Origin of the sequence: Paenisporosarcina sp. HGH0030, assembly GCF_000411295.1 — a bacterium.
Taxonomy (GTDB): Bacteria; Bacillota; Bacilli; order Bacillales_A; family Planococcaceae; genus Paenisporosarcina.
The window spans coordinates 509300-523848 of sequence record NZ_KE150422.1; the positions used below are offsets into that span (position 1 = coordinate 509300).

Below are 14549 nucleotides of genomic sequence, written 5' to 3' on the forward strand. Positions count from 1 at the left end.
TGATTAACAATTAATAAATTCACATAAAAAGCAACGCTAGCTTATGCTGCGTTTAATATTCTGAGAGCGAAATAAAAGGAACGTCCGGGTGGAAGTTCCTTTTAATTTCTACACATAACTAAGGATAGAAAAAAAGAGGCTTCTCAAAAGTTCAGTGAACTCATGAAAAGCCTCTCAAAATCAACTACAAATTAAAATCACGGCACCATTCCGGCACCAAAAACTTTCAAGTCTTAATAGCATTGATATATCAACATTTTTGAGACTATTTTACATCATGCCGCCCATTCCGCCCATGTCAGGCATACCGCCACCTGCATTTTTGTCTGGGATTTCCGCTACTACTGCTTCAGTAGTTAGGAACATGGCTGCTACAGATGCTGCGTTTTGAAGTGCAGAACGAGTAACTTTGGTTGGATCAACGATACCCGCTTCCATCATGTTCACCCATTCGCCGTTTGCTGCGTTGAAACCAATACCGATTTCTTCACGTTTCAAACGATCCACAATGATTGAACCTTCAAGACCTGCGTTGTTTGCGATTTGACGAACTGGCTCTTCAAGAGCACGAAGAACAATTTTCACACCAGTTGCAACGTCACCTGTTGCATCTGAAGTTACTTCCACAACTTTGTTGTAGACGTTAACTAGTGCAGTACCACCACCAGAAACGATACCTTCTTCAACAGCCGCACGTGTAGAGTTCAGTGCATCTTCAATGCGAAGTTTACGCTCTTTTAGTTCTGTTTCAGTTGCTGCACCGACTTTAATCACGGCAACACCACCTGAAAGTTTTGCTAAACGTTCTTGTAATTTTTCTTTATCGAATTCAGAAGTAGTATCTTCTAATTGTGAACGGATTTGGCTTACGCGACCCGAAATTTTTTCTGGTTGGCCAGCACCTTCAACGATTGTTGTGTTTTCTTTCGTTACCACAACTTTCGCTGCGCGACCTAATTGAGTGATGTTAGCAGACTTCAAGTCTAAACCAAGTTCCTCAGTGATTACTTCGCCACCTGTAAGAACCGCGATGTCTTCCAACATAGCTTTACGACGGTCGCCGAATCCAGGTGCTTTTACAGCAACTGCATTGAATGTGCCACGTAATTTGTTCACTACTAATGTAGCTAAAGCTTCGCCTTCAACGTCTTCAGCAATCAAGATCAATGGTTTACCTTGTTGAACCACTTGTTCTAATACTGGAAGAATCTCTTGAATGCTTGTAATTTTTTTGTCAGTGATCAAGATATATGGATTTTCTAAAATAGCTTCCATTTTCTCTGAATCCGTAACCATGTATGGAGATGCGTAACCGCGATCAAACTGCATACCTTCCACTACATCAAGCTCTGTTGTGAATCCTTTAGATTCTTCAATTGTGATAACGCCATCGTTTCCAACGCGTTCCATTGCTTCCGCAATCAATTGACCAACTTCTTCGTCAGCAGCAGAAATAGATGCTACTTGAGCAATCGATTCTTTGCCTTCGATTTCTTTAGAGATTTCTTTTAACTCAGTAACTGCAGCAGCAACCGCTTTTTCGATACCTTTACGGATACCGACTGGGTTAGCGCCAGCTGTTACGTTTTTCAAGCCTTCGCGAATCATCGCTTGTGCAAGAACTGTTGCCGTAGTTGTACCGTCACCCGCGATTTCATTTGTTTTAGAAGCTACCTCAGCTACAAGCTTAGCGCCCATGTTTTCAAATGGATCTTCAAGTTCGATCTCTTTTGCAATCGTTACACCATCGTTAGTAATAAGTGGTGAACCGAATTTTTTCTCAAGAACGACGTTACGTCCTTTTGGTCCAAGCGTTACTTTTACAGCATCCGCCAATTTATCTACACCACGAAGCATCAAACTGCGTGCGTCTTCACTGAATTTAATTTCTTTTGCCATTTTGTAAACCCTCCTAAAATATGTTTAAGTATTAGCCTACAATTGCTAAAATATCATTTTCACGTAAAATCAAGAATTCATTACCTTCAAATTTCACTTCAGTACCTGCGTATTTAGAGAAGATGATTTTGTCGCCTTCTTTTACATCCAACTCAACACGTGTGCCGTTATCCAGTACACGACCAGTTCCTACAGCAACTACTTTGCCTTCCTGCGGCTTCTCTTTAGCAGAGTCTGGAAGTACGATACCGAATGCAGTTTTTTCCTCAGCTTCGATTAATTCGATTACAATACGATCGCCTAATGGTTTTAACAAGTGAAACAACCTCCTTGAATGGTAGTAATTATTTTATTAGCACTCTCTCTTCTTGAGTGCTAACACAATTCCTATCATAATGAATCACTCACATTTTTGCAAGTGGGAACATACAGATTTTTTGTATTCTTTGCGAGGACTCACGAAAAACAATACAATAGGAAGAGAACTTCTTTTGATGAAAGGAAACTATCTGTGAAAAATAACAAAACAGCGTTTTATCTCATATTGACTTACATCGTAATGCAACTGTCTGGCGCCTTATTTGCTCCCCTCATTTTCAGCTATTTGAAAGGTCAGGAAGGCATGGAAATCGAGCAAGCCAAGTTATTAGCAAGTGGCTGGTGGGTGTTCCTGAGCATGGCAGTGGCCACACTTATTGTTTTACTAATCATCCGTAAAGATGGTGCTTTTTTAAATCACTTAAAGGGTAAAAAGAGTTCTGTCCCCGCTTCGATTCTTTGGGGAATTGCCGGTTTCTTTATGGTTCTCTTCGGACAAGCCATTGCATCGCTTATTGAACAATCCTTTGGCATCGAGCAGGGATCCGAAAATACCGCTTCACTAATACAAATTGCCGAAGCAGTGCCAATGGCGATTTTTGCGATTGCCTTGTTTGCCCCTATTCTTGAAGAACTGATTTTCAGACGGGTCATTTTCGGTAACCTTGTCCAAAAAACAAATTTCTTCATTGCAGGTGCAGTGAGTGCCATCGTATTTGCGATTATCCATTTTGATTTCACACACCTTTTACTCTATGCCGTGTCAGGATTTATATTCGCATTTTTATACTATAAAACTAGACGAATTTTGACTTCGATCATCTCCCATATGCTGTTGAATGGGTTTGTTGTATTGATTCAATTAAATATGGAGAACATTGAACGCTATCAAAAGTATTTAGAATCACTATCCAATTCACAATAATAAAAGCACTAAAAGCAAAAAGCCTTCCACCATTATAGAGGTGGAAGGCTTTCATTTTGGCGTTTCGCTTCTTCGATTTTTTGAAGAGCTTCTGCCTTTATATATTTGCGATAGCCTATTTTGGCTATGACAATGCTGAATTCAAACAGCAAGATGAGCGGAAGTGTAACCAAAACGTGCGACATAATATCTGGTGGCGTTAAAATATCCGCAACCACCACAAGCACAAGGTAAATATACTTGCGATACTTGGTCAGCATCATCGGTGTCAAAATCCCTAATCGGGTCAGGAACAGCAAGATAACCGGCATTTGGAAAACAAAACCGAATGGAATGGTCAATTGAAACAGGAATTCGAAGTATTCATTGATCCCGATTGTCTGCACAATGTTCAGATCAGCTGATAAGTCAGCCATGAAATGGATGACAAATGGGAATACGACATAGTAGGAAAATGAAACCCCTGCTATAAATAACAAAAAGATAAACGGAATGTAGCTAAGAGTTGCCGTTCGCTCTTTTTGATAGAGTCCTGGAGAAATGAATGCCCAAATTTGATATAAAATGAGTGGGGATGTCATGACTATTGCCAAAACCATCATTACGGAAATTAATATTTTAAATGGATCCGTAATTTTAAATGCATTCAATGTTATGTTGCGTGCTTCTTCACTTACCTGCAAAAATTCTATCAGTGGGCCAGCCAGAAAATAGCTGATGATCACTGCTATAACAAAGAAAACGACGATTATCATCAGTCGTTTTCTTAATTCAATAATATGCTCAACTGTAGTCATGTCTCTTTCTTCCATCAGAAAAACACCCTAACGTACTTACTTATCTTCTTCTATCTTTTTCTTCTTTTTATGATCGTCATCTTCGTCGTCATCGACTAGACCTCTTGTTGCATTTTTGAATTCGCGAAGCGAACTGCCGAATGCTCGTCCCAGTTCAGGAAGCTTTTTCGGACCAAATACAAGTAAAGCCACTACCACAATCAATAAAATACTCAATGGACCTGTAGGCATGATAGGCACCTCCTCGTGTCTATATTTATTTTAACGCATTTTTGCTTAGTTTGCTAATTGCTTCTATGAATTATGTGTGAACGTTTCTTCATCCTGTTTAATGAAGTAAATCAGTGTTTGCAGCTCTACGGACAAATCAATTGTATGAACACGTATCGTATCAGGGACAGTCAGACGAATCGGTGTGAAGTTCAAAATCCCTTTTACGGATGTTTTCGTTAATCGGTCCGTTACTTCCTGCGCTGCTCGTGAAGGTACGGTTAAAATCACGAGTTCGATTCCGTATTCCTGTATTTTTTCTTCTAGCTTGCTAGGCTCGAAGATCGGGATGTCACTAAGCATCATCCCATCTTCCGTTGCACTTGTATCAAATGCCAATACGATTCGGGTGTTATGATTTTTATGGAAGTTGTATTTCAGAAATGCCGTCCCTAAACTACCTACACCTATTAATGCGACATTCGTTTCTTCATCCTGATCGAGTGTTTGACGGAAAAATGCCAACAGATGTGGCACATCATAGCCGTAGCCTTTTTTGCCTAACGCACCAAAATGTGAAAAGTCCCGGCGAATAGTTGCTGAATCTATTTTCATCGCTTCACTCAGTTCCTGTGAAGATACCCTTTTCTTCCCTGCGTTCGAGAAGTTTTGGATGAATCGGTAATAGAGAGGTAATCTTTTAGTTGTAGCTTGTGGAATTTTAAGCGGTTCTTGTTTCATGCCGTTCCTCCTGCATTCAAGCGAAATCGCTTTCATCTTACATGAGTAGATGAGAGAAGTAAAGTTCAGTCGTTGCATGAGTTCCTTGCATCCATTAAACTAAGTGAGAACTGAGGTGGAATTCATGATTGTCTTACAAGTGAATCAATTATATAAATCGTTTGTCGTCGATGAAATATTAAGCGGTGTCAAACTTGAAATCAACCATCGTGACCGTGTGGCTTTAGTCGGACGAAACGGTGCCGGAAAGTCGACACTCCTGAAAATTATTGCAGGTGAAATGTCGTATGACTCTGGAGAAATCATCATTCCTAAAGGCACAAAAGTCGGTTATATGGAACAGCATGCAGGCATTGACTCCGACTTATCTATTTGGGACGAAATGATGACCATTTTTGAGCATCACCGGGCTGCTGAAAGAGAATTGCGTTCCCTGGAACAGCAAATGGCGAATCCCGAAGTATATGAAAACGCTGAGTCTTATGCGCGTATCATGTCTGACTATGACAATAAACAAGTGGCATTCAAAGACTCCGGTGGCTATCAGTATGAAGCGGATACCCGCTCCGTCCTCCACGGAATGCAATTCTTCCCTGAAGAATACACAAAACCAATTCAATCGCTATCGGGTGGTCAAAAAACTCGACTGGCATTGGCTAAATTATTATTAACGAAGCCAGATTTATTGATTCTTGATGAGCCGACGAATCATCTGGACATCGATACGCTCAGCTGGCTGGAGCGTTATCTTCAAGGATATCCTGGTGCGATACTTATCGTTTCGCATGACCGTTACTTCCTTGATCAAGTCGTGAACTTTGTATATGAAGTTTCTCGTCACAAAGTGAAACGTTTTGTAGGTAATTATAGTGCTTACTTGGATGAAAAGGCCAAGACGTACGAACGTGATATGAAAACATTTGATAAGCAACAAGAGGAAAAAGCTAAACTTGAAGATTTTGTTCAACGTAACCTTGCACGGGCTTCCACGACTAAGATGGCACAGTCGCGTCGCAAAGTATTGGAGAAAACGGATTGGATGGATTCGCCGGACGGGGATGAAAAATCTGCGAATTTCGGATTTTATATTGACCGTCAAAGTGGCAATGACGTCTTGAAAGTGCAGGATGTAACAGTCGGTTATTCTGGGAAACCTGTCTCTCAGGACGTCAATCTCCGTGTATTCCGTGAAGACCGCATCGCCCTGGTCGGACCGAACGGTGTCGGGAAATCCACTTTACTGAAAACGGTGGTTAAGGATATCCCACCGATAGTTGGATCCATACATTACGGGACCAATGTTCAATTCGGTTACTATGACCAGGAACAGGCAAAATTGACGGGAACTCGCTCCGTACTGAGAGAATTGTGGGACGAATGGCCATTAATGAATGAGAAAGATGTCCGGAATGTGTTAGGACGATTCCTGTTCAGTGGTGATGATGTGACTAAATCGATTTCTTCATTATCAGGCGGTGAAAAAGCGCGTGTTGCTTTGGCGAAACTGATGATGTTGAAAGCCAACACCTTGATTCTCGATGAGCCAACTAACCATTTGGATCTTGATAGCAAAGAAGTACTGGAGAATGCCTTAATCGACTATCCCGGTACGATCCTATTCGTATCACATGACCGCTACTTTATTAACCGGATTGCCACGAAAGTGATTGAGTTATCAAGTGATGGTGCCTTTGAATATTTAGGTGATTACGATTACTATGTCGAAAAGAAAAAAGAGTTAGAAGAAATTCGAGCTGAGCAAGCAGGTCCTAAAGCAATAGAAGCTGCAACGGCGAAGCAATCCACTTCTACCATCGATAAAGAGGCAAAGAAACGGGAACGACAAATCACAAGACGCTTGGAAGACCTTGAAACTCAATTACAAACAATTGAGGAACAAATTAATGCTGTGGAAGAAAAATTATGTGACCCAGCCATTTTCCAAGATCATACGCAATTAATGACCCTTCAAACAGAGCTAGATGCTTATAAAGAAGAACAAGAAACATTCATGACAGAATGGGTTGAATTAGAAGAAGAGTTAGAATCATATTAACTGTTACCGCATGTCAAAACATGCGGTATTTTCTTACTATTAAAGACCCATATATATGGGTCAAGTACAAATTTCGACATTTTTCTTTCCACAAATTTATTCACATGCAAAAGGTTGATATATCAATCTATCAACAGACTTATGCACACTATCCACAGGGGAAAAAGTTTTTATACACATACTTCAATGTAAATCGTACCACTATATATTGAATTCCAGTCACTTATACACAAGTTGTCCACAAAATGTGCATAAGTACAGATGTTCTCTATTGACATCACAATTCATTTTTGCTAAAAAAGAATCGATTCTCTTTTATTAGAGAATCGATTCTTCTTAATTCCAGTCGAATAATGTCATACCTGGTCTGCCGTTCATTGCCAGTGTACTTGTAATCCCTTTTTCGAACATAACGGAGCCAGCAGCAGCAATCATTGCCGCATTATCGGTACATAAAAACAAAGGTGGAACTGTAAACGGAATTCCTTCTTTTGCAAAAGTGTCTTCCAGCGATTTTCGCAATCCTTTGTTCGCAGAAACTCCACCAGCTGCAATTACTTGCTTAACGTTAAATTGCTTGGCTGCACGCATTGTCTTCGCTGTGAGCACTTCAACCACACTGTTTTGGAAACCTGCAGCAACCGCTTGTGGTTTAATCTCTTCCCCACGCTGTTCAGCATTGTGCATATAATTGATGACCGATGACTTCAAGCCGCTGAAGCTGAAATCATACGATCCTTCTTCCAACCAAATACGTGGAAATGCGATAGCTTCTTCGCTTTCATGCGCTAACCTGTCAATATGCGGACCACCTGGATAAGGAAGCTTCAACACTCTGGCTACTTTGTCATACGCTTCCCCTGCCGCGTCATCACGCGTTTCTCCAATCAGCTCAAACGAACCATGTTCTTTCATTAATACTATTTCCGTATGCCCGCCTGATACGACCAGGGCCAATAAAGGAAATTGCATAGGCTCCACTAACTGATTGGCATAAATATGCCCTGCTATATGATGAACCCCAACTAGAGGCAATTGATTTGCGAATGCGAATGCTTTTGCGGCATTAATACCGATTAGCAATGCACCGACAAGTCCTGGTCCTTCGGTAACAGCTACAGCATCCAAATCACTTGGCTGCATGTTCGCTTGCTTCAACGCTTCTTCAATTACGATTGTCACTTGCTCTACATGATGTCGAGAAGCGATTTCTGGGACTACTCCCCCGAAGCGTTTATGGCTTTCGATTTGAGATGAAACGACGTTGGATACGATTTCTCTTCCATTACGCACAATTGATGCAGCCGTCTCATCACAGCTTGTTTCAATACCTAATATAATTTGATCTTTCGTCATTTGAATTCCACCCACATCACCAGTGCATCCTCATGGTTATCTGAATAATAACCTTTTCGGATTCCACCATTTTGAAAATCTAATTTACGGTACAGATTTTGAGCGATCGTATTACTAACACGTACTTCCAACGTCATCAGCACTACACCATGCTCTTTTGCCACTCGAATCGCTTCACGCATAAGTCCTTCCCCGATTCCTTGGCCTTTCACATGCTCGGTCACTGCGACGTTTGTGATATGGCTTTCGTCCATTACGAGCCACATCCCACAGAAACCTACAATTTGTTGATCTTCATCTTCAGCGATTAAATAATACGCATGCAAGTTTGTTGTCATCTCCTGAACGAACGCATCGCGTGTCCAGGGTTGACTGAAGGCTTCATGTTCAATTCTCAAGACCCCGTCAATATCGTCAAAGGTCATTTTTCTATAGCTGACTGATTCACTCATTCGTTTGACCAGCCTTTTGCTGTTCAGCACGCCAGTTTGTTTCAGCTTCTGTAATCCGCTTATAATCCGGTACGAAATGATGCGTTTCTTCTATTGAAGTCAATGGTTTCATCATTGCTTGCTCAATTACCACAGAACCTTTTGGCAAGTCCTGATGAAATGGTGCACGAATAGCACGTTCACCTAAAACTTGTTGAATGGCTTCCCAGTGAATCGCTACATCTTTCCCTACAAACAATATATCTTCTTCTGTCGTCGCCAACTCTTCCAACACTGCTTCCAACGCATAATGACCATCTGGCAGAATAGATTCCAACTCATTCGTATAAATGGCTGAAAACACATTTTGTCTTCTGGCATCCATAATTGGACAAATGATCCCATTGAAAAGTGAACCGTTGCCAGCAAGCGTTTGAAGACTTGAAACCCCAACAACCGGAATTTTCAACGTCCAAGCCAATGTTTTTGCTATTGTGACCCCGATGCGAACTCCTGTGTAGGATCCTGGGCCTTCTGCTACGGCAATAGCATCCAGTTCATTCGGTTTAATATCCGCTTGTCTTAATGCTTCTTCTACAGCAGGCATAGCCCCTACAGAATGCGTTACTTTTATCGAGCTTGTCCATTCAACCAATAACTGATTGTCTTTGACTACCGCTATCGTCAATGGCACATTCGATGTATCAATCCCTAACCATATCATGCAAATAACTCCTTACATAATTGCTCATAGCGTTCACCTATAGGCGTAATTTCAAAACGTCGAGCAAATTCATCTTCGTAGAAAACTTCGATTTGCAAACGCTCTTTCGGCAAATCATATTCAATCAACTTTGCCCACTCAATCACCGTTACGGCATCTCCGTAAAACAGTTCATCCCAACCTAAGTCTTCTTCACTATCAGCTAGACGATAAACATCCAAATGATTGAAAGGCAAGCGGCCTTCATATTGCTTTAATATCGTAAAGGTTGGGCTGTTCACATTACGCTCTACGCCTAATCCTTTTGCGAAGCTCTTTGTAAAAGTCGTCTTGCCTGCGCCAAGATCGCCTTCTAGTGTAATCACATCTTGTGCTTGAACAAGAGACCCTAATCGTTGGCCAAATTGTTCCGTTTCTTCAAGGGATGTGACTCGTTTTATATAAGTCATATATTTAATACCTCACTGATGTTTTCTCTAGTGTACCGAATCCTCCGCAATACTTCACTTTATTTGAACAAGAGCAGCGTAAAGCGATGGGCTTTTTAATTATACAAAAAAATCCACAGAGAAAGTTTCCTTTCTTTGCGGATTGTTAATTTAATATAAATGGCGGTCCCGACGGGAATCGAACCCGCGATCTCCTGCGTGACAGGCAGGCATGTTAACCGCTACACCACGGGACCACACAATATTTAACGACAAGATTTATTATACCAATGTATGAAAATATTACAATAGTTTTTCGAAAAAACTTTTAAAGTTTTTTTTCGTGCTTACTTATACGTGAGTTCGAAAGAATGAAAACGCAACAAAGAGCATGAAATCAGTAACAATTAGGAACAGGAGTACCAATTATATTCCAATTTTGTTATTCTATTGATAAGAGGAGAGGATATGAGTGAAGAAGATTTATATTTTACTATTTTCGTTTGTTCTGATATTAACAGGAAATGTTGGACAAGCGAATGCTGAAGGGTTTACGGATGTGAAACCTGGTGCTTCATATAATGAGATTATGTACTTGTATGAAAAAGGCATTATTAATGGCTATTCCGAAGGGCTTTTTGGACCCGAGAAAACAGTTAATAGGGGCATGGCTGCGGTAATGATTGCGAGAGCGTTGGGTTTGGATACAAAGCCAAGAAATACAAGATTCCCTGATGTGAGTATTAAAGATGACTTCTCAGGTGCAGTCGAGTCTGCCGCTGAGGAAGGGATTATCCAGGGTAGCAATGGAAAATTCAATCCATATGCAACTGTTGATCGTGGCCAAATGGCATTAATGATCGCTAGGGCTTTTAAATTAAAAGACGAAGAGGTCATTTCTTTCTCAGATATATCTATCAATACTAAATCTTACTCTGCTATCCGCAAGTTGTTAGCTGTAGGTGTAACTCAAGGCTATAAAGATGGCGAATTCAAACCATCTAGAGTATTAACCAGGAGTGAATTTTCTTCCTTGTTGGCACGTGCAATGAATAAGGACTTTAAATTGCCTGTTAAAGCTTGTGGTTATGAGCCAAATAGCAAAAAGCAGGATAGACAGACAGTTAACTGTCTATTGACGCGAGCAGCGCTCAATGCAGGTATTCCACCGGAAATTGTAAAGTCAGTTGCTACAAAAGAAAGTGGACAGTGGAAACAATTTAATTCGGATGGTACCCCCGTCATTACACCTGATGGTGGGATTGGATTGATGCAGATTACAACTACCGCTGGATACAATGTAGACCTATTAAAATCTGATCTTGCGTATAACATTTATGCTGGAGTAGATATGTTGAACACGAACTTCAAAAATAAAAATCTGCCATCAATCGGTGAAATGAATCGAGACGAATTGCAAAGCTGGTACTTTGCAGTAATGGCGTACAATGGGATTAAACCTAAAAACAGCCCACTCTACCAAGATAGCGGTCTAACAAACACTACAGCTTATCAAGAAGGTGTTTACAGTTTATTGTATTCAGCCTATGAATTATCGAATGTTAATCTTGTTCCCAAGGGCATGAGAACGTCTGATTTCCAATACGATAAAAACTCAACAGCGAATATCGACTTCAAAAAAATGCATTATGAAGTCGCTACAGCTGACAGAACTTTATCGAAAGAAATGTTCGAAGCTGGAAACGATACTGTGCGATATGAAGGCCGACTACGCCCATCTCCTGGAACTTCATCTAAAGAAATAGCGAAAATCACGTCTAAAGACCAAATCACCATACTTGGTGGTCTTGTTTATGACGAAAAAACGTATTCTACCAATACTTTTGCATGGTATCCCGTCAAAGTGGAGCAAAATGGCAAGACTTACTATGGCTACATTGCTTCAAAATACATTAAATAATTATTTGCCTTGCAGATGATCAATCTGCAAGGCTTTTTTGTAATATACATTTTCCTCTCCTGAGAGAAAAAAGACGTCATCGTGAACGAAATGATAGATTGGCAATCTCATAAGAAGAGTTATGTTGGTCTTTGAAACAAGTTTTTATTCTTGAAAGTTGCTTTCCTATATTTATCGCTCACACTGGACATTTATCGCTCAAACCCGTCTCACTCACTCGCAAGTTTACTTGTTGAAACCATCGATGCCTTTTAATCTACTTGCTTTAAAGAATCCCTCTCCAACAGAAAGAGCCATGTATCGCTAGTGGAATGGCTCCCATTTAGTGGCTTATCAAATTGTCGTATCTCATAAGGCAAGTTAAGTTGGCGCATGAAACAAGATTTTGTTCTGGAAAGTTGCTTTCCTATATTTATCGCTCATATGAACCACTTTATCGCACAAAGCCGTCTCACTCGCAAGTTTACTTACTGAACCCATCGACGTCTTTTTATCTACTTGCTCTAAAGAATCCCTCTCCAACAGAAAAGATCCATGCAACGTCAGTGGAATGGCTCCCCTTTAGGGGTTAGGGTCATGGCTGGCCATAAAACTCTTAATGTTCTTGTTTTCGCTGCGCTCCTGTTCAAACATTATAAAAGATCACAAAAAAACCGATACCTTGGAAGGTACCGGTTTCTTATTTTGCCTAGCGACGTCCTACTCTCACAGGGGGAACCCCCCAACTACCATCGGCGCTAAAGAGCTTAACTTCCGTGTTCGGTATGGGAACGGGTGTGACCTCTTTGCCATTATCACTAGACTTTTTTTTGAGTGTTTGTTCACTCAAAACTGGATAAACGGGTCATTGAAAACCATTCAAATTCATTTTGGTTAAGTCCTCGATCGATTAGTATTCGTCAGCTGCACACGTCACCGCGCTTCCACCTCGAACCTATCTACCTCATCGTCTTTGAGGGATCTTACTTACTTGCGTAATGGGAAATCTCATCTTGAGGGGGGCTTCATGCTTAGATGCTTTCAGCACTTATCCCGGCCACACATAGCTACCCAGCGATGCTCTTGGCAGAACAACTGGTACACCAGCGGTGTGTCCATCCCGGTCCTCTCGTACTAAGGACAGCTCCTCTCAAATTTCCTACGCCCACGACGGATAGGGACCGAACTGTCTCACGACGTTCTGAACCCAGCTCGCGTACCGCTTTAATGGGCGAACAGCCCAACCCTTGGGACCGACTACAGCCCCAGGATGCGATGAGCCGACATCGAGGTGCCAAACCTCCCCGTCGATGTGGACTCTTGGGGGAGATAAGCCTGTTATCCCCGGGGTAGCTTTTATCCGTTGAGCGATGGCCCTTCCATGCGGAACCACCGGATCACTAAGCCCGTCTTTCGACCCTGCTCGACTTGTAGGTCTCGCAGTCAAGCTCCCTTCTGCCTTTACACTCTACGAATGATTTCCAACCATTCTGAGGGAACCTTTGGGCGCCTCCGTTACACTTTAGGAGGCGACCGCCCCAGTCAAACTGCCCGCCTGACACTGTCTCCTGCCCCGCTAAGGGGCAAGGGTTAGAAGTTCAATACAACCAGGGTAGTATCCCACCGACGCCTCCTCCGAAGCTGGCGCTCCGGAATCTCAGGCTCCTACCTATCCTGTACAAGTTGTACCAAAATTCAATATCAGGCTACAGTAAAGCTCCACGGGGTCTTTCCGTCCTGTCGCGGGTAACCTGCATCTTCACAGGTACTATAATTTCACCGAGTCTCTCGTTGAGACAGTGCCCAGATCGTTACGCCTTTCGTGCGGGTCGGAACTTACCCGACAAGGAATTTCGCTACCTTAGGACCGTTATAGTTACGGCCGCCGTTTACTGGGGCTTCAATTCGCACCTTCGCTTGCGCTAAGCACTCCTCTTAACCTTCCAGCACCGGGCAGGCGTCAGCCCCTATACGTCACCTTACGGTTTTGCAGAGACCTGTGTTTTTGCTAAACAGTCGCCTGGGCCTATTCACTGCGGCTCTCTCGGGCTTTAACACCCTAATAGAGCACCCCTTCTCCCGAAGTTACGGGGTCATTTTGCCGAGTTCCTTAACGAGAGTTCTCTCGCTCACCTTAGGATTCTCTCCTCGACTACCTGTGTCGGTTTGCGGTACGGGCACCTTCCACCTCGTTAGAGGCTTTTCTTGGCAGTGTGAAATCAGGAACTCAGACCTAATGGTCCTTGTCATCACAGCTCAACGTTATAGGAACGGGATTTGCCTCATTCCACGCCTTACTGCTTGAACGTACATAACCAACAGTACGCTTACCCTATCCTTCTGCGTCCCCCCATTACTCAAACGGTGGAGTGGTGGTACAGGAATATCAACCTGTTGTCCATCGCCTACGCCTATCGGCCTCGGCTTAGGTCCCGACTAACCCTGAGCGGACGAGCCTTCCTCAGGAAACCTTAGTCATTCGGTGGACGGGATTCTCACCCGTCTTTCGCTACTCATACCGGCATTCTCACTTCTAAGCGCTCCACCAGTCCTTCCGGTCTAGCTTCAACGCCCTTAGAACGCTCTCCTACCACGGATTCCATACGGAATCCATCCACAGCTTCGGTGAATTGTTTAGCCCCGATACATTTTCGGCGCAGCGTCACTCGACCAGTGAGCTATTACGCACTCTTTAAATGATGGCTGCTTCTAAGCCAACATCCTGGTTGTCTAAGCAACGCCACATCCTTTTCCACTTAACAAT

General features: G+C 42.3%; 12 protein-coding genes, 1 tRNA gene and 2 rRNA genes. 3 read left to right on the plus strand and 12 right to left on the minus strand.

Annotation, left to right across the window (positions count from 1 at the left end; all coding sequences use genetic code 11):
* Positions 1–270: 270 nt before the first annotated feature.
* A complete protein-coding gene (groL, locus tag HMPREF1210_RS14595) occupies positions 271–1899 on the minus strand; it encodes a chaperonin GroEL (protein ID WP_016429474.1) in 1629 nt (542 codons plus the stop codon).
* A gap of 31 nt (positions 1900–1930) precedes the next feature.
* The gene (gene groES / locus HMPREF1210_RS14600; protein ID WP_016429475.1) at positions 1931–2215 is read right to left on the minus strand and encodes a co-chaperone GroES; all 285 of its coding nucleotides are present in this window, start codon (positions 2213–2215) and stop codon (positions 1931–1933) included.
* Positions 2216–2410: 195 nt separating this feature from the next.
* Here groES and HMPREF1210_RS14605 point away from each other — a divergent pair, with 195 nt between their 5' ends.
* The gene (locus HMPREF1210_RS14605; RefSeq protein WP_016429476.1) at positions 2411–3142 is read left to right on the plus strand and encodes a CPBP family intramembrane glutamic endopeptidase; all 732 of its coding nucleotides are present in this window, start codon (positions 2411–2413) and stop codon (positions 3140–3142) included.
* 32 nt (positions 3143–3174) lie between these two features.
* Here HMPREF1210_RS14605 and tatC read toward each other — a convergent pair whose 3' ends face one another.
* The 3 genes from tatC to HMPREF1210_RS14620 all read right to left on the minus strand — a co-directional run bounded on the left by tatC (position 3175) and on the right by HMPREF1210_RS14620 (position 4890).
* A complete protein-coding gene (gene tatC, locus HMPREF1210_RS14610) occupies positions 3175–3954 on the minus strand; it encodes a twin-arginine translocase subunit TatC (protein WP_036660160.1) in 780 nt (259 codons plus the stop codon).
* Positions 3955–3975: 21 nt separating this feature from the next.
* Positions 3976–4170, minus strand: a complete 195-nt coding sequence (gene tatA / locus HMPREF1210_RS14615) for a twin-arginine translocase TatA/TatE family subunit (protein WP_016429478.1) — start codon at positions 4168–4170, stop codon at positions 3976–3978.
* A 63-nt stretch (positions 4171–4233) separates the two neighbouring features.
* Positions 4234–4890, minus strand: a complete 657-nt coding sequence (locus tag HMPREF1210_RS14620) for a redox-sensing transcriptional repressor Rex (RefSeq protein ID WP_016429479.1) — start codon at positions 4888–4890, stop codon at positions 4234–4236.
* Positions 4891–5014: 124 nt separating this feature from the next.
* Between HMPREF1210_RS14620 and HMPREF1210_RS14625 the strand changes: the two genes are divergently transcribed.
* Positions 5015–6946 (plus strand): ABC-F family ATP-binding cassette domain-containing protein, encoded by a 1932-nt coding sequence (locus HMPREF1210_RS14625; protein ID WP_016429480.1) that lies wholly within the window; start codon positions 5015–5017, stop codon positions 6944–6946.
* A gap of 336 nt (positions 6947–7282) precedes the next feature.
* Here the strand turns inward: HMPREF1210_RS14625 and tsaD are convergent, their stop codons facing one another.
* From tsaD to HMPREF1210_RS14650, 5 genes are all read right to left on the minus strand, one after another.
* Positions 7283–8302 carry a tRNA (adenosine(37)-N6)-threonylcarbamoyltransferase complex transferase subunit TsaD gene (tsaD, locus tag HMPREF1210_RS14630; RefSeq protein WP_016429481.1) on the minus strand — a complete coding sequence of 340 codons (1020 nt, stop codon included), beginning with the start codon at positions 8300–8302 and terminating at the stop codon, positions 7283–7285.
* Positions 8299–8754 carry a ribosomal protein S18-alanine N-acetyltransferase gene (rimI, locus tag HMPREF1210_RS14635; RefSeq protein ID WP_016429482.1) on the minus strand — a complete coding sequence of 152 codons (456 nt, stop codon included), beginning with the start codon at positions 8752–8754 and terminating at the stop codon, positions 8299–8301. Before rimI ends, tsaD begins: the two co-directional genes overlap by 4 nt.
* Complete coding sequence (gene tsaB / locus HMPREF1210_RS14640) at positions 8747–9457, minus strand: tRNA (adenosine(37)-N6)-threonylcarbamoyltransferase complex dimerization subunit type 1 TsaB (RefSeq protein WP_016429483.1); 711 nt, start codon at positions 9455–9457, stop codon at positions 8747–8749. Before tsaB ends, rimI begins: the two co-directional genes overlap by 8 nt.
* Positions 9454–9906 carry a tRNA (adenosine(37)-N6)-threonylcarbamoyltransferase complex ATPase subunit type 1 TsaE gene (gene tsaE / locus HMPREF1210_RS14645; protein WP_016429484.1) on the minus strand — a complete coding sequence of 151 codons (453 nt, stop codon included), beginning with the start codon at positions 9904–9906 and terminating at the stop codon, positions 9454–9456. Before tsaE ends, tsaB begins: the two co-directional genes overlap by 4 nt.
* A 160-nt stretch (positions 9907–10066) precedes the next feature.
* Positions 10067–10142, minus strand: a tRNA-Asp gene (locus HMPREF1210_RS14650).
* Between the two features lie 215 nt (positions 10143–10357).
* On the opposite strand from HMPREF1210_RS14650, the gene HMPREF1210_RS17415 reads away from it, so the two are divergent.
* Positions 10358–11806 (plus strand): S-layer homology domain-containing protein, encoded by a 1449-nt coding sequence (locus tag HMPREF1210_RS17415; protein WP_016429485.1) that lies wholly within the window; start codon positions 10358–10360, stop codon positions 11804–11806.
* Between the two features lie 686 nt (positions 11807–12492).
* On the opposite strand, the gene rrf is transcribed toward HMPREF1210_RS17415, so the two are convergent.
* A 5S ribosomal RNA gene (rrf, locus tag HMPREF1210_RS14665) occupies positions 12493–12608 on the minus strand.
* 67 nt (positions 12609–12675) lie between these two features.
* Positions 12676–14549: ribosomal RNA gene (locus HMPREF1210_RS14670) — 23S ribosomal RNA — on the minus strand; the annotation flags it as partial.